Origin of the sequence: Achromobacter spanius (assembly GCF_029637605.1) — a bacterium.
In the GTDB taxonomy this organism is placed as follows: Bacteria; Pseudomonadota; Gammaproteobacteria; order Burkholderiales; family Burkholderiaceae_B; genus Achromobacter; species Achromobacter spanius_E.
The window spans coordinates 622,321-647,307 of sequence record NZ_CP121261.1; the positions used below are offsets into that span (position 1 = coordinate 622,321).

Annotated in this window: 19 protein-coding genes and 1 pseudogene; 17 read left to right on the forward strand and 3 right to left on the reverse strand. The window is 65.0% G+C overall.

The annotated features are described in order from the left end of the window. Window positions 1-2,121: a flagellar biosynthesis protein FlhA gene (flhA, locus tag P8T11_RS02785; RefSeq protein WP_268078428.1), complete on the forward strand. Its 2,121-nt coding sequence runs from the start codon at window positions 1-3 to the stop codon at window positions 2,119-2,121. A 650-nt stretch (window positions 2,122-2,771) separates the two neighbouring features. Then, on the forward strand, window positions 2,772-5,303 hold the full coding sequence (gene flhF, locus P8T11_RS02790; RefSeq protein ID WP_418910344.1) for a flagellar biosynthesis protein FlhF: 2,532 nt from the start codon (window positions 2,772-2,774) through the stop codon (window positions 5,301-5,303). A gap of 390 nt (window positions 5,304-5,693) precedes the next feature. Here the strand turns inward: flhF and P8T11_RS02795 are convergent, their stop codons facing one another. The 3 genes from P8T11_RS02795 to flgA form a co-directional block, all read right to left on the reverse strand. Continuing rightward, window positions 5,694-6,170: a flagella synthesis protein FlgN gene (locus P8T11_RS02795; protein ID WP_268078427.1), complete on the reverse strand. Its 477-nt coding sequence runs from the start codon at window positions 6,168-6,170 to the stop codon at window positions 5,694-5,696. A 32-nt stretch (window positions 6,171-6,202) separates the two neighbouring features. Continuing rightward, complete coding sequence (gene flgM, locus P8T11_RS02800) at window positions 6,203-6,496, reverse strand: flagellar biosynthesis anti-sigma factor FlgM (protein WP_268078426.1); 294 nt, start codon at window positions 6,494-6,496, stop codon at window positions 6,203-6,205. 127 nt (window positions 6,497-6,623) lie between these two features. Further along, window positions 6,624-7,340: a flagellar basal body P-ring formation chaperone FlgA gene (gene flgA / locus P8T11_RS02805; RefSeq protein WP_268078425.1), complete on the reverse strand. Its 717-nt coding sequence runs from the start codon at window positions 7,338-7,340 to the stop codon at window positions 6,624-6,626. Between the two features lie 177 nt (window positions 7,341-7,517). Between flgA and flgB the strand changes: the two genes are divergently transcribed. The 15 genes and pseudogenes from flgB (at window position 7,518) to P8T11_RS02880 (ending at window position 24,588) form a co-directional block, all read left to right on the forward strand. Next, complete coding sequence (flgB, locus tag P8T11_RS02810) at window positions 7,518-7,925, forward strand: flagellar basal body rod protein FlgB (RefSeq protein ID WP_268078424.1); 408 nt, start codon at window positions 7,518-7,520, stop codon at window positions 7,923-7,925. A 22-nt stretch (window positions 7,926-7,947) separates the two neighbouring features. Next, on the forward strand, window positions 7,948-8,367 hold the full coding sequence (gene flgC / locus P8T11_RS02815) for a flagellar basal body rod protein FlgC (RefSeq protein WP_100855436.1): 420 nt from the start codon (window positions 7,948-7,950) through the stop codon (window positions 8,365-8,367). Between the two features lie 19 nt (window positions 8,368-8,386). After that, window positions 8,387-9,088 (forward strand): flagellar hook capping FlgD N-terminal domain-containing protein, encoded by a 702-nt coding sequence (locus P8T11_RS02820; RefSeq protein ID WP_268078423.1) that lies wholly within the window; start codon window positions 8,387-8,389, stop codon window positions 9,086-9,088. Between the two features lie 71 nt (window positions 9,089-9,159). After that, the gene (locus tag P8T11_RS02825; protein ID WP_268078422.1) at window positions 9,160-10,626 is read left to right on the forward strand and encodes a flagellar hook-basal body complex protein; all 1,467 of its coding nucleotides are present in this window, start codon (window positions 9,160-9,162) and stop codon (window positions 10,624-10,626) included. A 33-nt stretch (window positions 10,627-10,659) separates the two neighbouring features. After that, a complete protein-coding gene (locus P8T11_RS02830; protein WP_259248501.1) occupies window positions 10,660-11,421 on the forward strand; it encodes a flagellar basal body rod protein FlgF in 762 nt (253 codons plus the stop codon). A gap of 63 nt (window positions 11,422-11,484) precedes the next feature. Beyond that, window positions 11,485-12,270: a flagellar basal-body rod protein FlgG gene (gene flgG, locus P8T11_RS02835; protein ID WP_050450233.1), complete on the forward strand. Its 786-nt coding sequence runs from the start codon at window positions 11,485-11,487 to the stop codon at window positions 12,268-12,270. Next, the gene (locus P8T11_RS02840) at window positions 12,270-12,959 is read left to right on the forward strand and encodes a flagellar basal body L-ring protein FlgH (RefSeq protein ID WP_268078421.1); all 690 of its coding nucleotides are present in this window, start codon (window positions 12,270-12,272) and stop codon (window positions 12,957-12,959) included. Before flgG ends, P8T11_RS02840 begins: the two co-directional genes overlap by 1 nt. Window positions 12,960-12,961: 2 nt before the next feature. After that, window positions 12,962-14,098, forward strand: coding sequence for a flagellar basal body P-ring protein FlgI (locus P8T11_RS02845; RefSeq protein ID WP_268078419.1), 1,137 nt, complete (start codon window positions 12,962-12,964; stop codon window positions 14,096-14,098). Between the two features lie 5 nt (window positions 14,099-14,103). Then, window positions 14,104-15,081 carry a flagellar assembly peptidoglycan hydrolase FlgJ gene (flgJ, locus tag P8T11_RS02850; protein ID WP_268078418.1) on the forward strand — a complete coding sequence of 326 codons (978 nt, stop codon included), beginning with the start codon at window positions 14,104-14,106 and terminating at the stop codon, window positions 15,079-15,081. 73 nt (window positions 15,082-15,154) lie between these two features. Next, window positions 15,155-16,827 (forward strand): annotated as a pseudogene (gene flgK, locus P8T11_RS02855) (flagellar hook-associated protein FlgK). A gap of 47 nt (window positions 16,828-16,874) precedes the next feature. Continuing rightward, window positions 16,875-18,134, forward strand: coding sequence for a flagellar hook-associated protein FlgL (flgL, locus tag P8T11_RS02860; RefSeq protein ID WP_268078415.1), 1,260 nt, complete (start codon window positions 16,875-16,877; stop codon window positions 18,132-18,134). 132 nt (window positions 18,135-18,266) lie between these two features. After that, complete coding sequence (locus P8T11_RS02865) at window positions 18,267-20,213, forward strand: methyl-accepting chemotaxis protein (protein ID WP_268078414.1); 1,947 nt, start codon at window positions 18,267-18,269, stop codon at window positions 20,211-20,213. Window positions 20,214-20,323: 110 nt separating this feature from the next. Then, window positions 20,324-22,222 (forward strand): methyl-accepting chemotaxis protein, encoded by a 1,899-nt coding sequence (locus P8T11_RS02870; protein ID WP_268078413.1) that lies wholly within the window; start codon window positions 20,324-20,326, stop codon window positions 22,220-22,222. Between the two features lie 29 nt (window positions 22,223-22,251). Continuing rightward, complete coding sequence (locus tag P8T11_RS02875; protein ID WP_268078412.1) at window positions 22,252-22,722, forward strand: hypothetical protein; 471 nt, start codon at window positions 22,252-22,254, stop codon at window positions 22,720-22,722. A 138-nt stretch (window positions 22,723-22,860) separates the two neighbouring features. Further along, entirely contained in the window at window positions 22,861-24,588 is a 1,728-nt protein-coding gene (locus P8T11_RS02880; protein ID WP_268078411.1) for a methyl-accepting chemotaxis protein, read from the forward strand. The last annotated feature ends 399 nt before the right edge of the window (window positions 24,589-24,987 follow it).

Sequence of the window (24,987 nt, forward strand, 5' to 3'; positions counted from 1 at the left end):
ATGAGCGCTTTGCTCACCATGTTGAAGAGTAGCGGGGCCGGCCATGCGCGGCTTCTGGCAGGGCCGATCCTGATCGTGATGGTGCTGGGCATGATGGTATTGCCCCTGCCCACGTTCCTGTTGGACTTGCTGTTCACCTTCAACATTGCGCTGTCCGTGATGATCCTGCTGGTGGCCATGTTCACGCGCAAGCCGCTGGACTTCGCCGCCTTTCCGGCCGTGCTGCTGTTCGCGACCTTGCTGCGCCTGTCGCTGAACGTGGCGTCCACCCGGGTCGTGCTGCTGAACGGCCACACCGGCCCCGATGCGGCGGGCAAGGTGATCGAGGCGTTTGGCCACTTCCTGGTTGGCGGCAACTTTGCCGTGGGGATCATCGTGTTCGTGATCCTGACCATTATCAACTTCATCGTGATCACCAAGGGTGCGGGGCGTATTGCCGAAGTGGGCGCGCGTTTCACCCTGGACGCCATGCCCGGCAAGCAGATGGCGATCGACGCCGACCTGAACGCCGGCCTGATCGGCGAAGACGAAGCACGCAAGCGCCGCGCCGAAGTCTCGCAGGAATCGGACTTCTTCGGCTCGATGGACGGCGCCAGCAAGTTCGTGCGCGGCGACGCCATCGCCGGCCTGCTGATCATGGTGATCAACGTGATCGGCGGCCTGATCGTGGGCGTGGCCCAGCACGACATGTCGATGGCCGAGTCGGGCCGCGTCTACACGCTGCTGACCATCGGTGATGGCCTGGTCGCGCAGATTCCGGCGCTGGTGATCTCGACGGCCGCCGGCGTGGTGGTGTCGCGCGTGTCGACCGACCAGGACGTCGGCCAGCAGATCATGAGCCAGTTGTTCTCGAACCCGGCCGTGCTGTTCCTGACGGCGGGCATCATCGGCATCATGGGTCTGATTCCCAACATGCCGCACGTGGCTTTCCTGACGCTGGCCGGTGCGCTGGGCTGGGGCGGCTGGATGCTGCACAAGCGCCGCCTGGCCGCCGCGCAAGCCGCCGAAGAGGTGCCGCCGCAAGCGATCACGCAGGCGCAGGCCGCGGCCGCCGAGGCCAGTTGGGACGACGTGTCCATGGTGGATCAACTGGGGCTGGAAGTGGGCTACCGGCTGATTCCGCTGGTGGACCACGCCCAGAACGGCGAACTGCTGCATCGCATCCGCAGCCTGCGCAAGAAGTTCGCGCAGGACGTGGGCTTCCTGCCGCCGGTGGTGCACATACGCGACAACCTGGAACTGAAGCCGAACGATTACCGCATCCTGCTGTCGGGTGTCGAGGTGGGGCAGGGCGTGGCGATGCCGGGCCAATGGCTGGCCATCGACCCAGGAGGCGTCACGGTACAGATCAAGGGCACGCCCACCACCGACCCGGCCTTCGGCTTGCCCGCGCTGTGGATCGACGGGGGCTTGCGCGACCAGGCGCAGGTGGCGGGCTATACGGTGGTGGACGCGGGCACGGTGGTGGCCACGCACTTGAACCATCTGATGCACCGCCACGGTTCGAACCTGTTGGGCCGCCAGGAAGTGCAGCAGTTGCTGGACCGCATCGGCCGCGACGCGCCCAAGCTGGTGGAAGACCTGGTGCCCAAGACGCTGTCGCTGACTGCCTTGCAGAAGGTGCTGCAAGGCTTGCTGTCGGAAGAAGTGCCGATCCGCGACATGCGCACCATTATCGATACGCTGTCCGAGCACGGCCCGCGTCTGGCGGCGCAGGCGGCGGGCACGGGCGGTCAGCCCGACATCAACGAGCTGATCATGTTGGTGCGCCGTTCACTGGGCCGCGCGATCACGCAGCAATGGTTCCCGGGCGAGGGCGAGCTGCGGGTGATCGGGCTGGATGTGAAGCTGGAGCGCGTGCTGTCGCAGGCCATGACCACCAGCGGCGGGCTGGAGCCTGGCCTGGCCGATACCTTGCTGCGCGAAACGCAGGCCGCCGTCGAACGCCAGGAATCGCAGGGCAATGCGCCGGTGTTGCTGGTGTCGCCGGTGCTGCGCGCGCCGCTGTCGCGCTTCTTGCGGCACCACTTGCCGCAATTGGGCGTGTTGTCGAATACGGAAATACCCGATGAACGCATGGTCCGCGTGACCGCGATGATCGGCGGGAGCAACGGGCAATGAAGATAAGCCGTTTTTTTGGGGTCAACAGCCGTGAAGTGATGCGCCAGGTGCGTCAGGTGCTGGGGCCGGACGCCTTGATCGTGTCGAACCGCAGCGTCGATGGCGGTGTGGAAGTGTTGGCCACGGTGGATGGCGCGTTTGAGGACGCGGCATCGGAAACGCTGCAGCGGGAAGCGGCGGGGGGCGCCGCGCCTGCGGTGGATGCGCGACAACCCGCGCCGGCCAGTTCGCCCTTTGGTGGGGCGGCTGTGCAGCAGCCGATGCCTCGGCCTTCGGCGATGCCGCCGCCTGTGCATCCGGGGATGCAGCAGCCTGTGCATCCGGAGATGCAGCAACCTATGCATGCGGCGACGCCGTCGCCGATGCAGGCGCCGATGCCGCAGACCGGTTACTCGACGCCGTCGCCCGGGCAGGCGCCGATGCCGCAAACCAACTACTCGACGCCGTCGCGCTCCATCGCGGCGTACCAGTCCGCCTTTGCCTCGTCGGCAGTGCCGGAGATGGAGGCGATGCCGGAGTCGAACGGCGCCGTTGCGCCTCAGTCGGCAGCACCCCAATCCGCTGCGCCTCAACCTGCCACGTCCCAACCCGGCGCGACCCATCCATCAGCGCCTGCGTGGCCACAGCCGCTGCCCGCGCAGCAGGCACCCATGCCGCACGCAGCCCCCGCGCAAGCGGCTGCCCCGTCCGTTGCCGCGCAGCCCGCTGCGCCGCTGACCGGCACGGCAACCCGTGTGGAACTGCCGGCCTTGCCGCCGGCCCGGCCGGCGACGCCTGCCTATGCGCCGGCCACGTCTGTGCCTGCGTCGGCAACCGCCTATGTGCCGCCTGCGTCCGCGCCTGCGTCGGCACCTGCCTATTCGCCGGCCGCGTCCGCGCCTGCCTATGTGCCCGCTGCGTCCACGCCTGCGTTGGCTCCCGCCTATGTGCCGCCGGCCTCCGCGCTTGCTTCGGCGCCCGCCTATACACCGGTTGCTTCGGCTGCCGCGCCTGCACCGTCCATGGCCCGCATGCCGGACGCGCCGTTGCGTCAGGCGCCGCCCATGGCGCCGCCATCGTTGCCGGCGAACTCCACCGCCGGTTTGCAGGACGCCATCAGCGCCCTGCGCGGTGCGTTGGAAACGCGCATGGATGGCCTGCTGTGGGGCGGTCGCCCGGGCTCGGGCCGCGAGCCCGCCGCCGCCGCGCTGTTCCGTAGTTTGCTTGACGCCGGCTTCAGCACGAAGCTGGTTCGCACGCTGGTCGACCGCCTGCCGCAAGGCCTGTCAACGGAGGCCGCCCAGGCCTGGGCGCGCAACGAGCTGGTCACGCACCTGCCGGTGGTCCGCTCCGAAGACGAATTCCTGGCCGGTGGCGTCTATGCCCTGGTCGGCCCCACCGGCGTGGGCAAGACCACTACCCTGGCCAAGCTGGCCGCCCGTTGCGTGGCGCGCGAAGGCCGCGACCAGGTGGCGATGCTGACGACCGACCTGTTCCGGATCGGCGCGCTTGAACAGTTGCAGATCTACGGCCGCCTGATGGGCGTGCCCGCCCATTCGGTGCGCGACGCGGGCGAGCTGCGCCGCATTCTGGCCGAACTGGGCAACCGCAAGATCGTACTGATCGACACCACTGGCATCAGCCAGCGCGACCGCCTGGTGGCGGAGCAGGCCACGATGCTGTGCAACGCCGGCAAGCCGGTGCGCCGGCTGCTGGTGCTGAATGCCGCCAGCCAGGGCGATACCCTGGATGAAGTGGCGCATGCCTACCGCAATGGCGTGGGCGAGGATGTGGCCGGTTGCATCATCACCAAGCTGGACGAAGCCACGCGCCTGGGCGCGGCGCTGGATACGGCGATCCGCCATCGCCTGCCGATTCACTACATGTCGGTGGGGCAGAAGGTGCCGGAACACATGGAACTGGCGCGCGCCGACGTGCTGATCGACCGCGCTTTCCAGATGGTCGAACGCGCGCGTGCCTTGTACACGCCCAGCGAAGCAGACCTGGCGTCGCTGGTGCCGTCGGCCCGCGAGGCGGATGCGGTGGACCCCGCGCGCCGCCGGCAACTGCTGGCGTCCGCGATTTTGCGCCCGCAAGGCGGCTCGGCCTCGGTCGCGGCGGCACAGAATCTGGACGACACGATCGGGCTGTTGGACAACGACCCGGCCTGCGTGCAAGCGCGCGCATCCTGGCGTGAATATGTGGGTGATGGCGCGGGCGCAAGCCTGGCGGGATTGGCTGACGAGCCGCTGGCGATGGTGCGGCGGGAATTTTCGTCGGTGTGCAACCGGCACCTGCTGGCCATGCACGGCAAGGCCAGCATGAAGGGCGAGGGCTTGCCGGGTGGCGTGTTGATGGGGTCCCTGCTGATGAGCGATCGCGGCGTGGCCTTGGCGGCGCCCGCGCAGCAATTGGCGCTGGCCCACGGCATGCTGACGTCGTTTGCACCCGCGGCGCCTGGTCTGGCGGATGCCGGCCCGGCGCTGGAGGCGCGAGTGCGCTGGCTGGGCGAGCAGTTGCCGCGCCTGCCGCTGGTGCATCTGCTGGAGGCGGGTACGTCGGCGTTGTGGCAGTCGTTAAGCGGGCAGGGCGCGTCATGGGTGGCGCGCTGCCCAGGCGGCATGCGTGTGGTGCAGGATGAGTGCCCGACGAATTTGAATGCGGTTGGCAAGAGCGTGGGTTATTTGCCCGTGGGTCAGCCGGGTGATATGCCGGGGCTGGTCAGCGAGCAGGGCGGTAAGCAGGTGCCGTTGGCGCTGTGGGCGTCGGGCACGGAAATCGCCTTGCCGGGCCGTGGCGAGAATGCAGCGTTCCGTTTGGTGTGCGCGCGCTTGATTGATACGGCAAGCGGTGAAGTGGCGGGCCAGTTGTTTGGCGTGACGAACCTGGCGGCATCACAAGCCGACGCGGCGACGGTGGCGCGATGGCTGGTGTTGCAGGATGAGGCCAAGGCAGGCTTCCGTTATATGGCGAACGCCTGGCAGGCATTGCCGGCGGTTGATGGTGCGCATACCTTGGCCAGGCAGTCGCTGATGGCGGGCCAACTGGGCGCGGCGTGCTGGCAGATGGCGCATTCGACGTCCGCCGAGGTGGCCCGGGGACCGTTGTCGGGAATTATGGGGTCGGAGAGAAAGCTATCGGGGAAGCTGCTGCCGGTGGCGATATTGAAGATGTTCGCGATGTTGGAGATGGCGGCGGGGTGATGTAGCCATCCTGCGGGATCTGGATTTTGGGTGGTTGATGGGTTTCGCGCGTTGTGCGCTGGTGTTTTTTTGGCGGGCGTGCCGCGCTGCACCCATCCTACGGGATGCGGATTTTGGGTGGGTGGTTGATGGGTTTCGCGCGTTGGGCGCTGGTGCTTCTTTTGGCTGGTGTGCCGCGCTCCACCCATCCTACGGGATGCGGTGGTGCTTGTAGGATGGGTGGAGCGCGCGGGGGCCTTGGCTAGATCGCTGGGGCTGCATCGCGCGTAACCCATCTGGCGGTGGGCGGTGTACATCCAACCGCTGCTGATGGGTTTCGCGCGTTGGGCGGTTGTTTTTTTTGGCGGGCGTGCCGCGCTCCACCCATCCTACGGACCTATCCGTACGGAATTATCCGGCGACGATGGGTTTGCGGCTGGGGGCGCCTCGGGCGCCGCGGCCGTAGGCGTCGTATGTGACGTTGCCCTTGGCGCCGTTGATGTCGCGCAGCGCGTCCAGCGATTGCTGGGTGTAGCGCAGATGCACGTCGATCAGCGCGCCATTGCGCAGGTTGATTTCATTGGCCGACGCCGACTTGCTCAACAACGCTTGCCAGATTCCCGACAATTGCGGATGCAGCACCGCCGCCTGCTCGGTGCCGGTGTGGCCGGCGGGCAGGCCGATTTCGGCCAACAGGCCGTCGCGCGTATCGCTCAGATCCACCAACTGCTGTGCCACGCGGCCCTTGCGTTCCGTAATGGTCTGCAGCGCGCCCACATTGCCCGGCCCGACCAGGACCTCGGTCTCTTCTTCCAGAATCGCCGAGAACTCGGTGATCAGGGCGTCTTCCTGACGCATGCAGGACTGGAGGGCGTCGACGGGGTTCATGGTCATGCTTCTGATCAGGCGTTGAACAAGGATTACTTCAGCAGATCGCGCGCGCTGGCGATCAGGCTGTCGGCAATGCGGCCGGTGTCGATCTTCAATTGGCCGGAGGCAATCGCGGCACGGATGGCGGCCACGCGCTCGACGTTGATGTCGTTCGAGCCGTCTTGCAGGGCCAGCATCTTGCGCGACGCCGAGCTCAACGCCACTTGCGAGCTGCTTGAGCCCGTGGCGTTGCTGGCGCCATACGCCTGCGCAACGGCGGAATCCGGGCGCTGGCTGACGGCGTCGGCCGAAAGAGGCCGGTTGGAGGTCGAATTGATTTTCAAGGTTTTCTCCGCAGGGCGTCCTGGGTCGGTTTGCGACGGATCCGCCTACTTATGTCTGAGTAACGACAGGGTCGGATGGAACTTTAGGGCAGCTTGCCCGCCGCCGCAACGCGATTTGTAACAGACCCTACAGTTGTATTTCCACCAAGCCCGCGTTGCGCACCACACCGCTGACCACCTGGCCGTTCGCGGTGCGGACCTGCACCCGGGCGCCGGGCGCCGCATTGTCCAGCGCCTCGCCTTCACTGCTGACCACGAAACCCTTGCCGCGCGCATTGATTCGCACGTTGGAGCCGCGCAGCACCGTTTGGGCATTGCGTAAAGAAGAACTGCGCACCGGCTGGCCCGCGTTGATGCGGTACACGGCCGTCATGCCCTCGACCATCTGGGGGTCGGTGATGGCGCCGGGCGGTAGCGACACCAGGTCGCCATCCCGGGGGGTAAGGTCGTCCGGTGTCAGCGCCTGGCCCGCCGCGATCAAGCGCGAAGCGACGTAATAGTACCCGGGCACGCTGACCGTGGCCTGCACATAGGTGGTCCAGGGCTTGGGCGCGCTGCACCGCACGCCCACCGTCATCCGTGAACGCAGCCGCATGCCAGAGGGCATGAACGGGGCCATGGCGTCGCAGGGCGTCAGGTGTTCCACGCGCGGCGGGTCCACGGTAACGGCGGGCTGGCCGGGCAGGCCGGCCAATTGGTCCAGCAGATAGTCTTGCGCCGCGGTTGCGACCGCCCCGGGCGGCTGGCTGGCCACGCCTTGGGCCAGCGCGGCCCCGGAACCGGCCAGCGCCAGAACGATCAGGCCGCTTGCGCGCGCAAGGAGGAGTCGTGCGGAGATTTTCATGATGACTGAATTGTAGGAGTCCGCGGCGCTTGGCAATACGGGAATTGGATGAGAAATGGCAGGTTATTTGGCTGATTGTGTTACGCCGCCGGCCCCTATGATTCCGTCATCCAATGGGATACCGGTGTGTTCGGCGTCCCGTGCTCTATCCGTATTGCAACGCACGAAGGCGCCACGATGCTCGACAGGCTTAATGAAGATTTCCGGTTCTACCAGCAGGCTTTGGGACTGCGCGCGCAGCGCCAGGAAGTGCTGTCGTCCAACATCGCCAACGCCGACACGCCGAACTACAAGGCTCGCGACTTTGACTTCAAGACCGCGATGCAGAACGCCATGGAAGATTCCAAGCGCCTGGCCGACACCTCGTTGACGCTGACCTCGGCACGCCACATTCCCGCCAAGGCCGTCTCGCAAGGCCCGACCGACCTGCTGTACCGCCTGCCGTACCAGCCCAGCATGGACGGCAACACGGTGGACATGGACATCGAGCGCGTGCAGTTCGCCGACAACACCTTGCACTACCAGAGCACGATGCAGATGATCTCCGGCCGCATCCGGACGCTGCAAACCGCTATTCAGGATTGATCCATAAAGGGAGCAACAGGCTATGTCCTTGTTGAGCATTTTCGATATCGCCGGTTCCGCGCTCAGCGCGCAGTCGCAGCGCATGAACGTGTCGGCCAGCAATATGGCCAACGCCGACAGCGTCGTCGGCCCGGACGGCCAGCCGTACCGCGCCCGTCAGGTCGTGTTCCAGGTCAACCCGGCGCCCGGGCAGGCAATGGGGCAGGAGATCGGCGGCGTGCGCGTGGCCGGCGTCATCCAGGACCCGTCGCCCTTGAAGCAGGTCTACGACCCCAAGCATCCGCTGGCGGACGCCCAGGGTTACATCAGCATGCCCAACGTCGATCCGGTGGCCGAAACGGTCAACATGATCGCGGCGTCGCGGTCCTATCAAGCCAACGTCGAGGTGTTGAACACCGCCAAGTCGTTGATGCAGAAGACCCTGACCATTGGTCAATCCTAATCCCTGACAGAGTGCATCCATGACCACCGTCGATCAAAACACCAGCGCCACCGGCATGGCCCTGGCCCAAACGGGTTCCACCAGCTCCATCACGGCGCAGGGCCTGCAGGACCAGTTTCTGAAGCTGCTCACGACGCAGTTGCAGAACCAGGATCCGCTGAACCCGATGGAAAACGCCGAACTCACCTCGCAGATGGCGCAAATCGCGACGGTGGAAGGCGTCAATAACCTCAAGAACACCATGCTGGCCATCAGCGGCCAGATCGACGTGTCGCAGTCGATGAACGCCGTGGCGATGATCGGCAAGGGCGTGCTCGTTCCCGGCAACAAGATCAAGGTCGGTGTCGACGGCGACAACGCCGCCGAGCGCGTGGTCACCCCTTACGGCCTGGACTTGCAAGCCGACGCTCAGAAGGTGCAGGTGCGCATCGCCGACGCCAATGGCGCCATCGTGCGCACCATTGAAATGGGCGAACAGAAGACCGGCGTGTACACGCTGGATTGGGACGGCAAGAACGACAGCGGCGTGGTGCTGGAGCCGGGCGCGTACACCGTGTCCGTCCTGGCCACCGACGGCGACGGCAAGAAGGTCAATTCGGAAGTGCTGAGCTACGGCCAGGTCAAGAGCGTGGCGTATTCCACCGAAGGCTTGCGTCTGGACATGGGCCTGGACGGCCAGGCCAGCATGCTGGATGTGCGTAAGGTAATCGGCGGCGCCTGAATCGGGCGGACATGAAACGGTGCCGGCGCACGGGCGGCGGCTTTCCTAGATAAAGATCAGCGAGAGAAAACATGGGCTTCGGACAAGGACTAAGCGGCTTGAACGCCGCATCGCAAAACCTGGACGTTATCGGCAACAACATTGCCAACTCCGGCACCGTCGGCTTCAAATCGGCCACCGCGTCGTTTGCCGACGTCTACGCCAGCTCGCGTGTGGGCCTGGGTGTGAAAGTGGCCGCCATCAACCAGCGTTTCACGGTGGGTACCGTGCAGGGCGGCGGCGGCGAATACGACATTGCCATCGACGGCGCCAAGGGCATGTTCCGCCTGACCGACCAAAGCGGCGCGGTCATGTATTCGCGCAACGGCGAATTCCTGGTCGACAAGAACAGCTACATCGTCAACGCCCAGGGCTACCGCCTGACGGGCTACCCGGCGGGCGCCATCGGCGCGAATCCGGTCGAACTGCAAGTGCCCACCGCCAACGTGGCGCCCGAGGCCACCACCACGGGCACCACCGTGGCCAACCTGAACGCCAACGCCAAAGTGGTGTATTTGACGGATACCGTGACCACGCCGGCCGTCAACGGCACAGTCAACCTGGGCGGCACGGACTATGAATTCACGCGCAACGCGACGGGTGATCTGGTCTGGGCAGCCGGTGTGCCGCCCGACGCCACGTACGGCACCGCGCCGAACGAGATCGTTGTTGCCGGGGGCGTTATCACTTCGGGCGACATCACCCAGGTTCCGGGCTACGTCAACTACACCGCCGAGGTCACGGAAATCGGCCGTCCGTTCGATCCGACCATTTCCAGCAGCTACACCAACGCCTCGCCCATGACGGTGTTTGACTCCCTGGGCAACTCGCACCAGGTGATGCAGTACTTCGTCAAGCGTCCTGCCGACGCCGCGGGCAACAGCGTCTATGACGTGTACTACACGATGGACGGCCAGGCCATGGCGCCGACCACGCAGGCAGGCGGCGTGTGGGGCAACCCCCAGCAGTTCACGTTCAACAAGGCCGGCGCGATGACCAGCGCCCCGGTCGTGACGCTGAGCTTTGCCACGCCCGGCGGCGACGTGACGCCGGCCGACCCGCTCAGCATCGCCATGAACTACACCGGCACCACGCAATACGGCAGCGACTACAAGCTGGTGGCCAAGCCCGACGGCTACACCTCCGGCGAATTCAGCGGCATCAACGTGGGCGCCGACGGCAGCCTGGTGGCCAGCTACACCAACGGCGAAACGCAAGTGGTCGGCAACATCGTGCTGGCTGACTTCTCCAACCTGCAAGGCTTGCAGCCCGTGGGCAACAACGCCTGGACCGAAACGGCCGCCTCCGGCCAGCCGATCCTGGGCCAGCCCGGCACCAACGGCATGTCCCGCGTGGTCGGTCAGGCCACCGAAGCGTCCAACGTCGACATGAGCAAGGAACTGGTCAACATGATCATTGCCCAGCGCACGTACCAGGCCAACTCGCAAACCATCAAGACCCAGGACGAAATCATGCAAGTCCTGATGAACCTGAAGTAAAGCTGGCTCGCGACGACACCGACGGAATAGGCAATGGACAGAATCATCTACACCGCCATGAATGGCGCAGCGCGTATCACTGAGCATCAGGCCGCGCTCTCCAACAACATGGCCAACGTGAACACGACGGGCTTTCGCGAGCAGATCGCGCTGTACCGCTCGGTTCCGATGGCGGACGGGGTGAGTCTGCCGACGCGGGTTTCGACGGTGGCGTCCACCCCCGGCAACAGCTTCCAGATGGGCACGATGCAGACCACGGGCCGCGACCTGGACGTGGCGCTGGCCAGTGAAAACGGCTGGATCGCCGTGCAGACCCCGCAAGGCGAGGCCTACACGCGCAACGGCAGCCTGCAAGTGGGCATCAACGGCCTGTTGCAGACTTCCCTGGGTCAGCCGGTGCTGTCGGACCAGGGCGGTCCCATCGACGTGCCCGACCAGGCCGCGCTGAGCATCACGTCGGACGGCACCATCACCGCCATTGGCGCGGGCGACGGTCCGAACAACATCCTGAACCTGGGCCGCCTGAAGCTGGCCAACCCGAACAACGCGCAACTGGTGCATGGCGACGACGGCGTGTTCCGCATGGCGCCGGTCAATGGCCAGCCGGCGCCGCCCGTGCCCGCCGACCCCGGCCTGCGCCTGTTGTCGGGCGTGCTGGAAGGCAGCAACACCAATCCGATGAAGGCGATGGTGGGCATGATTGAAAACGCCCGCCGCTTCGAGCAGCAGATGCAGGTGATCCAGCAGTCCGACCGCAACGCCGAACGCGCCAACGGCATCCTGTCCGTCAGCTGATTCGGCCGCTGATTCAAACAATTTTCGCGCGCGGCCGGGCCGCGCCACTAGGAGTACTTCATCATGATGCGTTCACTGTGGATTGCCAAGACGGGCCTGGAAGGGCAGCAGATGTCCATGGACGTGATCTCCAATAACCTGGCCAACGTCTCCACCAACGGGTTCAAGCGCGGCCGCGCCGTGTTCCAGGACCTGATGTACCAGACGCTGCGCCAGCCTGGCGCCCAGGTGGGCGACGCCACGCAACTGCCGTCCGGCCTGCAGCTGGGCACGGGCGCGCGCGTGGCCGCCACCGAACGCATCCACACGGATGGCAACCTGAACAACACCGGCGGCGAAATGGATATCGCCATCAACGGCCGGGGTTTCCTGCAAGTGGAACTGCCTGACGGCACCCAGGGCTACACCCGTGACGGCGCGCTGCAACGCGACCAGAACGGCCAGTTGACCACGGTGTCCGGCTACGTGATCCAGCCGCCGATGAACGTGCCGGACAACGCCTTGTCCATCTCCATCGGCAAGGACGGCATCGTGTCGGTGACGCAGCCTGGCGCGGCCGGCGTGAACGTGCAGATCGGCCAATTGCAGATCGCCACCTTCATCAACCCGACCGGCCTGCAAAGCATTGGCGAAAACCTGTATCTGGAAACGGATGCCTCCGGCCCCGCCAACCTGCTGCAGCCGGGTGTGGACGGCGCGGGTTCGATCATGCAGAACTACGTTGAAACCTCGAACGTGAACGTTGCTGAAGAACTGGTCAACATGATCACGACCCAGCGCGCTTATGAAATGAACAGCAAGGCCGTCAAGACCTCTGACGAGATGCTGGCCCGCCTGTCCCAACTGTGATGCCCATGTCTGTCCTGCGTCTGGTATTCAGTGCGGCGCTGGCGTTGCTGGCGGCCGGTTGCGCCATCATTCCGCCCGAGCCCATCGTGACCGGGCCGACGACCGCCGCGCCGCCGCCGCCGCCCATGCCCATGGCGCAGCCCACGGGCTCGATCTATCAGCCCACCACCTACGGCAACTATCCCTTGTTCGAAGACCGGCGGCCGCGCAATGTGGGCGACATCGTCACCATCGTGCTGAACGAGCGCACCAACGCGTCCAAGAACGTCGCCACGAACACCAACCGCACCGGCTCGACCACGCTGGGCATTGCGGCGGCGCCGTCGTTCATGGGCAGTTGGGCCAACGCCAATCTGAATACCGAGGCCAATGGCGGCAACGTCTCGCAAGGCAAGGGCGACAGCACCGCCAACAACGCCTTCACCGGCACCATCACCACCACGGTGGTGGGCGTGATGTCCAACGGCAACTTGCAGGTGGCTGGCGAGAAGCAGATCGCAATCAACCGCGGCAGCGAGTACGTACGCTTTGCCGGGGTGGTCGACCCGCGCTCCATCACCGGCACGAGCACCGTGTCGTCCACGCAAGTGGCTGACGCCCGCATTGAATACCGCAGCAAGGGCGTCATGGACGAAGTCCAGACCATGGGCTGGCTGCAACGCTTCTTCCTGCTTGCCTCGCCGTTCTGATCATGACAAAAACCACTCCGATATCCGCCGCGCTGTCCTTGTTCGCCCGTGTGTGCGTGGCGGTGGGGCTGCTTGCCGGCGCCGGCGCGGCGCAGGCTGAAAGGCTCAAGGATCTGGCGTCGATCCAGGGCGTGCGGGGCAACCAGTTGATCGGCTACGGCCTGGTCGTGGGCCTGGACGGCAGCGGCGACCAGGTGCGCCAGACGCCCTTCACCCAGCAAAGCCTGACCAACATGCTGTCGCAACTAGGCATCACGGTGCCCGCGGGCAGCAACATGCAATTGAAGAACGTGGCGGCCGTGATGGTCACCACCACTTTGCCGGCGTTTGCCCGGCCCGGCCAGACGCTGGACGTGGTGGTGTCGTCCATGGGTAATGCCAAGAGCCTGCGTGGCGGCACCTTGCTGATGACGCCGTTGAAGGGCGCCGACAGCCAGGTCTACGCGATTGCCCAGGGCAACATCCTGGTGGGCGGCGCGGGCGCGTCGGCCGGTGGCTCCAGCGTGCAGATCAACCAATTGAACGGCGGCCGCATCAGCGCGGGCGCCATCGTCGAACGCGGCGTGCCCACCACGTTCTCGCGCGACGGCTATATCCACCTCGAACTGAACAACACCGACTTCGGCACGGCGCAGAACGTGGCGGTGGCCTTGAACCGCAAGTTCGGCCAGGGCACGGCCACCGCGCTGGACGGCCGCGTGGTGCAGGTGCGCACGCCCATGGAGCAGTCCTCGCAGGCGCGCTTCCTGTCGCAGGTTGAAGACCTGCAGGTAACGCGCGCGCCCACGGTCGCCAAGGTCATCATCAATGCCCGCACGGGTTCGGTCGTCATGAACCGCACGGTCATGATTGAAGAAGCCGCCGTGGCGCACGGCAACCTGTCGGTCATCATCAACCGCCAGAACCAGGTGTCGCAGCCGGACACGCCCTTCACCGAAGGGCAGACGGTGGTGGTGCCCAATACGCAGATCGAAGTGCGGCAGGACAATGGTTCGTTGCAGCGCGTGAGCACGAGCGCCAACCTGGCTGACGTGGTCAAGGGCCTGAACGCCCTGGGCGCCACGCCGCAAGACCTGCTGGCAATTCTGCAGGCCATGAAGTCGGCGGGCGCCTTGCGTGCCGAACTGGAAATCATCTGACGGCCATGGCAATTACCCAAGACGCGGCGCGCGGCGCCACCCGGCAGGACTCGGTGTTCGACATGGGCCGCCTGTCGGACCTGAAGCGCGACGTCAAAAAAGACCCCGCCGGCACCGAGCAGCAGCGGCAGGTCGCCAAGCAGTTCGAAGCCCTGTTCCTGCAGATGATGGTCAAGCGCATGCGCGAGGCCACGCCCAAGGAAGGGCTGTTCGATTCGCAACAGACGCAGATGCTGCAGTCCATGGCGGACGAGCAATTGGCGCTGCACCTGGCGTCGCCCGGGATCGGGCTGACCCAGTCCATCCTGGCGCAGATGCAGCAAGGCAAGCCGGCGGACATGTCCGACGACGCCGTGCGCGCCATCGCCCAGGGCGGTGACCTGGATTTCCGCACGGGCGGCTCGCGCGAGGTATCTGCGCTGCTGAACGTCATGCGCAACAACCGCGCCAGCGACCGCGCGCTGGCGGCGGCCGAGGGCGCGCCCGACCACGTGGTCGACTTCGTGTCGAAGATGTCGCGCGCGGCCAACCTGGCGTCGCAGGAAAGCGGGGTGCCGGCTCGCCTGATCATGGGGCAGGCCGCCCTGGAATCGGGTTGGGGCAAGCGCGAAATCAAGCATCCGGATGGCAGCACCAGCTACAACCTGTTCGGCATCAAGGCGGGCGGCAGTTGGAAGGGCCAGGTCGTCAATGTGCTGACCACCGAATACGAAGACGGCGTCGCGAAAAAAGTGACGCAGCCGTTCCGGGCCTATGCGTCCTACGAAGAATCGTTCGCGGATTACGCCCGCCTGATCGGCAACAGCCCGCGCTATGAAGCCGTCACGCAGGCCCGCAACGAAATCGACGCGGCCCGCAAGATCCAGGATGCCGGCTATGCGACCGACCCGCGCTACGCGCAAAAACTGATCGGCATCATGGGCCAGTTACGTGGGGCAGCGTCCGACGTGGAAATTTCTCGTCAGATGTTGGAAGGACTCTAAATTTGGACGATCTCCTGCCGTTATTGGAGTATCCAGAGATATCACCTGCGGTTACACACGGGGCATTGTTAGCATGAACTTGTACAAAACAGCGCTGGGCGGGCTGAATGCCGCCCAGGCAGGCTTGGCAACCACCACCCACAACATCAACAATGCCACCACGGTGGGCTACAACCGTCAGCGCGTGCTGACGTCGACCGCCGGCGCCCAAGCCACCAGCAACGGTTACATTGGCCGCGGCGTGCAGGTTGACACCGTTGAACGCAGCTACGACAGCTTTCTGTACAAGCAGTTGGTCGGCTCGACCGGCAGCGGCGCGCAGTTGCAGACGCAGTTTGCCCAGGTGTCGCAGATCAACAACCTGTTTGCCGACCGCACCGTGGGTATCGCCCCGGGCCTGACCGACTTCTTCACCAGCATGAACACGGTCGCCAGCAAGCCGGCCGACCCGGCGGCGCGCGCCGACCTCCTGGGCAAAGCCAATAGCCTGACCACGCAGATCCGTTCGGCCTATACCGAAATGCAGAATCAGCGTGAAGGCCTGAACACGCAGATCACCACCACGGTTGAACAGGTCAACAGCTACCTGGGCCGTATCGACGACCTGAACACGCAAATTTCGCTGGCTTCCGGCAAAGCCGGTGGCAGCCCCCCAACGACCTGCTCGACCAACGCGACCAGGCCGTGCTGGAACTGAACCAGCTTATCGGCATCACGACCTATCCGCAGGGCGACAAGATCAATATCTCGTTGACCAAGGGTGGCCAGTCGCTGCTGGCGGGCACCACGCTGTATCCCTTGCAGGCCGTGCCGTCGACCAAGGACGCCAGCCGCACGGTCATCGCCTACACCCTGCCGGCCGGTTCGGGCAAGACGGTGGCGGTGGAAATGGACGACAGCGAAATCACCGGCGGCACGCTGGGTGGTCTGTTGCAGTTCCGCTCGTCGTCGCTGGACCTGATGCAGAACCAACTGGGCCAGATGGCCGTTGGCCTGGCGCTGTCGTTCAACGAACAGCACACCCAAGGCCTGGACCAGAACGGCAACCCGGGCACCGATTTCTTCAGCGTCAGCTCGCCCGAGGCCGTACCGAACACCGCGAACAAGAGCAACGCGCAGATCACGGGCGAATTCACCACCCTGGGCAACATCAATGCCAAGGACTACGAGATTTCGTTCGACGGCACCAACTACCAGGTGCTGCGCATGCCGGAAGGCTCGCGTGTCTATAACGGACCCGCCACCGGCACGCCGCCCAACGCCACGCTGAACCTGGACGCCGAGATGGGCGTGACGCTGACGATCGATGCGCCGCCCCAGGCCGGCGACAAGTGGTCGCTGTCGCCCACGCGCAATGCCGCGCGCGACATCAACGTGCTGATTACCGATCCGGAAAAGGTGGCCGCGGCTGACGCCGAGGGCGGCGACGCCAACGGCAAGAACGCGCTGAAACTGGCGCAACTGCAAAGCGCCAAGGTGTTGGGCCACGGCACCATGAGCACCACCGACATGTTCGCGCAGGTGGTGAACACGGTGGGCGTGCAGACCGCCCAGGTGAAGTCGGCCGCCACCGCGCAAGCCAACCTGATCAAGCAGACCACCGCTGCCCAGCAGTCGGTGTCGGGTGTCAACCTGAACGAAGAATACGTCAGCCTTTCGTTGTACCAAGAGCAGTACCAGGCCAGCGCGCGCATCATCGATGTGGCCAGCACCGTGTTCGACACGCTGCTGGGCCTGCGTGGTTAATACGAGCGTTCTATTGTGATGACTAAAAAGAATTTCGGAGCTGCACCATGCGCCTGAGCACCACGATGATGTATTCGAATGGCCTGAGCGGCATTCTGAATCAAGAGTCGGACATGAACCGCCTGGTCGAGCAGGTGGGCAGCGGCCGCAAGTTCCTGACGCCCGCGGATGATCCCTTGTCTGCCTCGCTGTCCATCGGCGTGGCGCAGACCAAGAGCATGAACAGCACGTACGGCATGAACCGCGACGCGGCGATGACCAGCCTGGGCCAGGAAAGCAATGTGCTGGATTCGATCACGACCGCCTTGCAGGACGTGCGTACCCGTGTCATCCAGGCCGGTAACGGCACCTTTGCCGACAGCGACCGCCAAGCCCTGTCGACCGCGCTGAAAAGCGCCCGCGATGCACTGCTGGGCCTGGCGAACAGCACGGACGGCAACGGCCAGTACCTGTTTTCGGGTTACCAGGGCGGTGTGGTGCCTTATTCGCAGGACACCAACGGCAAGATTGTCTACAGCGGCGCCACCGGCGAACGCACGATGCAGGTGGACCAGTCGCGCCAGTTGTCCACCAGCGACCTGGGCAGCGATATTTTCAATCGCGCCAATCCCGGTTCGCAGGCGTATGTCAGCACCGCCGCCGACGCCAACGTCGGCACCGCCCAGTACGGCACCGTGTCGGTGACCCCGGGCAGCGCCAACATCGGCAAGAATTTCCAGGTTCAGTTTGAAGCGGATCCGGCTACGGGCAACATGGGCTACCGCGTGACGACGACGGACCCGAACGCCAACCCGCCGGTCCCGCCCGTGATCGCGCCGGCCCCGCCGGCCGCGCCTACGCCCTACACGGCGGACTCGGCCATCGACTTCGGTGGCGTGTCGGTGGTGATCAAGGGCACGCCCGCCAACGGCGACGTGATCAACGTCGAGACCGTGCAGTCGGCGGACATGGATATGTTCAACACGCTGGACAGCCTGATCAAGGTGCTGGATTCGCCGATTGCCGGCGACGAAGTCGCCCTGGCCAAGCTGAATAACGAGTTGGCGACCGCCAATAAGAAACTGGCCAGCAACTACGACAACGTCTTGACGGTCTCCGCATCGGTCGGCGCCCGCATGAACGAGCTGGAAGCGCTGGACGCGACCGGCACGGCGAAGGGCTTGAACTATTCCAAGACGCTGTCGGATCTGGAAGATTTGGACTATTACGCCGGCGCCAGCCAGCTTGCCTTGCGCCAGGTGGCGCTGCAGGCGGCGTCCGCCGCGTTCATGACGATTCAGGGATCCAGCCTGTTCAGCCGCCAATAAGCGGCGGGTTCCCAGGCCGCGCCTCGGCGCGGTTGTACGCCATTCTCGGACGCTGCCGGTCAAGGACCGGGGCGTCCGTGGTTGCGTTCAGGGTAGGTTGTGTCGTTTCACTGCTTAACGCTCGGGTATTTCATGCTTGTCAATTTGAAAGTCCGCACCTGTATCGTTCTGGTGCTCGTGCTCTTCACTGGCGCCATGTTCGTTTCGAACGGCGTGGCCTGGTTGGGGCTCAATTCCAGCAACGGAAAGCTGGAACAGGTCAATGACGCCTATTCCAATCAGGCGACCCAGTTGAATCGCGCCTATATCGCGTTCTTGCGCGGCCGGCTGTTGCTGGCGAACTCGCTGATGGATATGCAGCAGGGCAAGACGGAGCAGGCAACGTCCCAAGCCAAGCGCGCCGATACGCTTATGCAGGAAGGAAACCAGCAGCTTGACGCGTTCCGCAAGGTGCCGCGAATGGCCGGTTCCGAAGCCTTGATCGAAAAGTTGGAAACCGCGTACAGGCAGTTCGACGGCGTTTACAAGCGCCAGGCCGCGGCCTTGACCAACCTGGCCATTCAAGAATATCTGGACCTGAACGACGACGGCGCCGCCGCCAATACCGCATTCCGTGAATCGGTATATGGCGTGCTGCAATTCCTGGATGGGCGCACCAACGAACTTGTGGTGCAGGCCGAAGCCGACCATCGCATTTCGCGCACCGTAACGATTGCGATGCTGGCGATCACGCTTTTGCTGGCGCTGGGTTGCTGGATCTTCATCAACCGCACCGTGCTGCGTCCGCTGCACCAGGCGGGCAATCACTTCGACAAGATTTCGGGTGGTGACTTCACCGGCCGTATCGATGTGCGCAGCACCAATGAGATCGGCCAGTTGTTCGCGGCCATCAAGCGCATGCAGGAAAGCCTGACGCGCACGGTTGCAACCGTCCGCCGTGGCGTGGACGAAATCAACGTGGGCGCGCGCGAGATTTCCGCGGGCAACACCGACTTGTCCAGCCGCACGGAACAGCAGGCGGCATCCCTTGAGGAGACCGCCGCGTCGATGGAAGAGCTGGCATCCACCGTGAAGCAGAACGCGGACAACGCGCGCCAGGCCAATCAGTTGGCCGCCAGCGCGTCGGACGTGGCCGAGCGTGGCGGTTCTGCGGTGTCGGAAGTGGTCAGCACGATGCAGGGCATTTCGGCCAGTTCGCGCAAGATCTCGGAAATCGTTTCCGTCATCGACGGCATTGCCTTCCAGACCAACATCCTGGCGCTGAACGCGGCCGTGGAAGCGGCGCGGGCGGGCGAGCAGGGCAAGGGCTTTGCGGTGGTGGCGGGCGAAGTGCGCTCGCTGGCACAGCGCAGCGCGCAAGCGGCCAAGGAAATCAAGGGCTTGATCGAAGACTCGGTCAACAAGGTCGGCGCCGGTTCGCAGCAGGTGGAACGCGCGGGCGCGACGATGCAGGAAATCGTGGCGTCGGTGAAGCGCGTGACGGACATCATGGGCGAGATCTCGGCGGCGTCCGAAGAGCAGTCCAGCGGTATTGACCAGGTCAACCGCGCCGTGTCGCAGATGGATGAAGTGACGCAGCAGAACGCGGCCTTGGTGGAAGAAGCGGCCGCCGCGGCGGGCTCCTTGCAAGAGCAGGCGCAGCGCCTGGCGCAAGCCGTGGCGGTGTTCAAGATCAACGCGGGCGAAGTGATTGAAGTGCCGGCGCAGCATTTGGCCAGCCAGCAAGCCGCGCCGCGTGTGCCGTCGCCGCAAACGGCGCCACGCGCGCCGTCGCCGGCCCAACATTTGGCGCATTCGGCGCAGCCGGCAGGCACGGCATCGACGTCCGCCACGGCCGCATCCCAGGCCGAGACGTCGGAGCAGGAAACCGACGAAGCACCGGCCGCACCGAAGCCCGCGCCGCGCAAGACGCAGGTGGCGCGTCCCAAGCCGGCCGCCACGGCGGCGACGGTGGTTCGCCCGCTGCGCCGTCCGGCCACGCGCGCGGACAACGCGGCCAGCAAGGCAGAGACCAAGCCGGCCGCTTCGGCAGCCAGCCGCAGGGCCGCGCCCGCCGATGATGATTGGGAGTCCTTCTGACGAATCCCGCGTCAGTGCATTGAACAGGCAGTCGATTACAAACAGTACCCCCCCTTTACGGACCGCCGGCCATCGCGCGCCATCGGGACGACTACCGGAACTATTGGAAAATGTTCAGCAATCTGAAGGTGCGTACGGGCTTGATGCTCGCTCAGTTGGCAGTCGCCCTGGCCGCACTGGTTGCAATTGGTTTGGGCTGGAACAGCATGCGTGCCAGCGCCGTGACGATCAACACGCTCGACTCGCTGAGCGTGCAGCAGAGCAACCTGATCAAGGATGCCTACACGCAGATGCTGCGCGCGACGATTCGCGCCGACATTGCCGCCGCGCAGCGCGCGACCGGTGACGCCAATGGCGCGGCTGACAACGCGCGCACGGTGCAGCAATTGATCGGCGACGCGAAGAAGAAGATGGACGCCTTCAAGGCCATTCCGAAGATGACGGAAACGGGCAAGGCCTCCGAAGGCCAACTGATCGCGTCGTTCAACGGCTTTTCCGATGCGTTGCAGTCGATGATGGGCGCCTTGGACAAGGGCGACGCCGCCACCTACCTGACCTTGAAGAACACCAAGGCGGGCGCGGCCAGTGGTGCGTTCTTCAAGGAACTGTCTGCCTTCGCCGACAACATCAGCACCTACAGCGCGCAGCAGGTGCAAACCGCGCGCGCCGAGTCGACGATGATGGCCTACGTGTATCTGGGCCTGGCCGCGTTGATCGTGGCCGTGTCCCTGGCGGCTTTCCTGTTCATGAACCGCGTCGTGCTGCGCCCCTTGCGCGCCGTCAGCGACAGCTTTGACAAGATCGCGGCCGGTGACCTGACCGTGCGCGTGGAAGCCTCGTCAACGAACGAAATCGGCCACCTGATGGCTGCCGTGAAGCGCATGCAGGAAAGCCTGACGCGCACGGTGGCGGCGGTGCGCCGTGGCGTGGACGAGATCAACGTGGGTTCGCGTGAAATCTCCGCGGGCAATACCGACCTGTCCAGCCGCACGGAACAGCAGGCGGCATCCCTTGAGGAGACCGCCGCGTCGATGGAAGAGCTGGCCTCTACCGTGAAGCAGAACGCCGACAACGCGCGCCAGGCCAATCAGTTGGCCGCCAGCGCATCGGACGTGGCCGAGCGCGGCGGTTCGGCGGTGTCAGAAGTGGTCAATACCATGCACGACATTTCGGCCAGCTCGCGCAAGATCTCGGAAATCGTTTCCGTCATCGACGGCATTGCGTTCCAGACCAACATCCTGGCGCTGAACGCGGCCGTGGAAGCAGCGCGGGCGGGCGAGCAGGGCAAGGGCTTTGCGGTGGTGGCGGGCGAAGTGCGCTCGCTGGCACAGCGCAGCGCGCAAGCGGCCAAGGAGATCAAGGGCTTGATCGAAGACTCGGTCAACAAGGTCGGCGCCGGTTCGCAGCAGGTGGAACGCGCGGGCGCGACGATGCAGGAGATTGTGGCGTCGGTGAAGCGCGTGACGGACATCATGGGCGAGATCTCGGCGGCGTCCGATGAGCAGTCCAGCGGTATTGACCAGGTCAACCGCGCCGTGTCGCAGATGGATGAGGTGACGCAGCAGAACGCGGCACTGGTGGAAGAAGCGGCGGCCGCGGCGGGTTCGCTGCAAGAGCAGGCGGAACGCCTGGTGCAAGCCGTGGCGGTGTTCAAGATCAACGCGGGCGAAGTGATTGAAGTGCCGGCGCGCCAGTTGGCGCAGCCTGCCCAACCGCAGCGCGCGCCGCGGGTTGCCGCGCCGGCTCCGGCCAGGGCCCAGGCCGATACGCCTGCCGAAGCGCCTGCGCGCTCGGCGCCTGCCCGCTCGGCGCATGCCCGCTCGGCGCAAGCCGCCCGCTTGACCCACGCCGCGCGTGCCAAGCCAGATGCCGCCGCCGAGGGCGCAAGCGCCGCGCGTCCGTTGCGCCGTCCGGCGCCGCGTCCGGCAGCACCGGCGGGCGAGGCCAAGCCGGCGCCCGCGGCAAGCCGCCGACAAGCACCGTCCGACGATGATTGGGAATCTTTTTGATGCCGGCACCGCTGGCGTACAGGTAGGGTATGCGAGGCTATAGACATCTTCTGGCGGCCGCCGCCATCGCGTTGTTGCTTGGCGGCTGCGCGGCTACGGGCCATAACTTCGACCCGGGCAAACTGGGTACGCTGACCCCTGGCCAGACGACGCTGGAAGAAGCCGCGCGGGCGCTGACCGCGCCACCCGACAAGATTTACCGACAGACCGACGGCTCACAGTTGGCGCTTTGGTCGCACAAGATCACGTTTATCACCGACGGGCTGTACAGCCGCAAGGAAGCGCTGCTGCAGTTCGGCCCGGACGGCCGCTTGATGCGGCTGGTTGATAGCACCAATATTCTGCTGGAACCTTGGGAACGCCAGAAGTTGCTGGGTCCCGCGCCCATGCCTGACGCGCGTCAGGATTGGCCGCCGCCCGTGGCGGAACCCGAGGTGCAAATTATCTACATACCCGGTCCGGGAGAGCCGGCCGGGTTGGCTCCGCAGGGTAAGCAGTAGGGCTGGGTAGCCCGGCAGATAGCATTGCGGCGCGCGCCGCAATGTACGTCGCCTTGAATGTACCCGCCATGTAACAGGGCGTGTCGGCAAGGTGGTTTTTCATTTGGTCAGAGCAGTTCCTGAGGGATGGGGAAAAATATGGAAGCGAGTCTCGAATCCGGCGCAAAGGCCGGCAAAAGCAGGAAAAAGGCCGCGCGCGCGCCCAAGGTAAAACGCAAGCTGCGGCTGCGTGACGCCCGCGTCGGTACGATGCTGCTGTGGGTGATGGCGTTTTTCGCGATCCTGATCGCGGCGGTGGGCGGCCTGGCCGCATTTTTCCTGCAGCACAATTACGAGTCCATCCGCGAAGTGAACGCGCTGACCGAGCGCGCCAAGCAGGTCGAGACGATCAACACCGACATGCTGCGCGCCCGCGTGAGCCTGATGGTGGCGGCGCGCCACCTGCAGGAATCCGGCTGGGGCAGCGGTGAGAACTCGGCCCGCGACGCGGCCGCCGCGCTGAAGGCCGCCACGGACCTGCTGACGGGCGTGCGCAGCCGTTTCTCGGACTTCCAGAAGAACATGCTTCAGGACGACACCGGCCGCCAACTGTCGATGAACCTGGTGCGCCGTTATCGCTCCTACATCGACGACGGTGTGGACACGATGGTGGAAGCCTTGCGCAGCGAAGACTATTCGACGTTCTATATGGTGAACAACGAATACGGTACGCCGCGCAGCGCCGCCTTCATCGCGGCGATCGACGACTTCAGCAAGTACATCGGCGACCAGCAGCAAGCCACCATTGATCAAGCCGAAGCCAACTTCAACCGCGCCATGGTGGCCGTGGCCGTTGCGGTGGGCCTGGCCCTGCTGTTGATGGTTTTCTGCCGCATCTTGTTCGGCCGCCTGGTTGTGCGCCCGCTGGTGGAAGCCGGCCAGCACTTCGACAAGATCGCCGCTGGCGACTTGACGAGCCGTGTGGAAGTGAAGTCGCACAACGAAATCGGCCAACTGATGGCGGCCGTCAAGCGCATGCAGGAAAGCCTGACGCGCACGGTGACGACGGTGCGTCGTGGCGTGGACGAGATCACCGTGGGTTCGCGTGAAATCGCAGCCGGCAACACGGACCTGTCCAGCCGTACCGAAGAGCAGGCGGCTTCCCTTGAGGAAACCGCTGCGTCGATGGAAGAACTGGCGTCCACCGTGAAGCAGAACGCCGACAACGCGCGCCAGGCCAATCAGTTGGCGGCCAGCGCGTCGGACGTGGCCGAGCGCGGCGGTTCGGCGGTGTCGGAAGTGGTCAGCACGATGCAGGGCATTTCGGCCAGCTCGCGCAAGATCTCGGAAATCGTTTCCGTCATCGACGGCATTGCGTTCCAGACCAACATCCTGGCGCTGAACGCGGCCGTGGAAGCGGCGCGGGCGGGCGAGCAGGGCAAGGGCTTTGCGGTGGTGGCGGGCGAAGTGCGCTCGTTGGCACAGCGCAGCGCGCAGGCCGCCAAGGAAATCAAGGGCTTGATCGAAGACTCGGTCAACAAGGTTGGCGCGGGTTCGCAGCAGGTGGAACGCGCGGGCGCGACGATGCAGGAAATCGTGGCGTCGGTGAAGCGCGTGACGGACATCATGGGCGAAATCTCGGCGGCGTCCGAAGAGCAGTCCAGCGGTATTGATCAAGTCAACCGCGCCGTGTCGCAGATGGACGAAGTGACGCAGCAGAACGCGGCCTTGGTGGAAGAAGCGGCCGCCGCGGCCGGCTCGTTGCAGGATCAAGCCCACCGCCTGGCCGAAGCCGTGGCGGTGTTCAAGATCAACGCCGGCGAAGTGATTGAAGTGCCCGCGCATCAACTGAGCGGCTACGCGTCCCCGACGCTGACGCAAGGTTGATAGGCAAGACCGCCGGGGGAAACCCCGGCGGGACGCGACGGTGCAATGCCGTTGTTGTGGATGCGGCAACGCAATGCCGTTGATGATGCGACGCCGTTGATGCGATGGCGGACCGTATTCCATGCCGGTGCCGTATTGGGTTGTGATGATGGCACGTAATCCTTATCCCGGCCCGCCACACCGCAACCTTCGTCTGATGGGTTACGCGCGTTTGACGTTTGTTTGCGCGGGGTGGACGGTGCGCGCTCCACCCATCCTTGTATGTTTTCATAGCACTTACCGATCTTGCTTCGGGGGTGCTGGGGATCGGGACGCACCCATCCATCAGCCGTCACCAGCGGACTGACGTCGGTAGATATCCCACCCCGCCCAAATACGTCGATTAAGAATCTAGCGGCC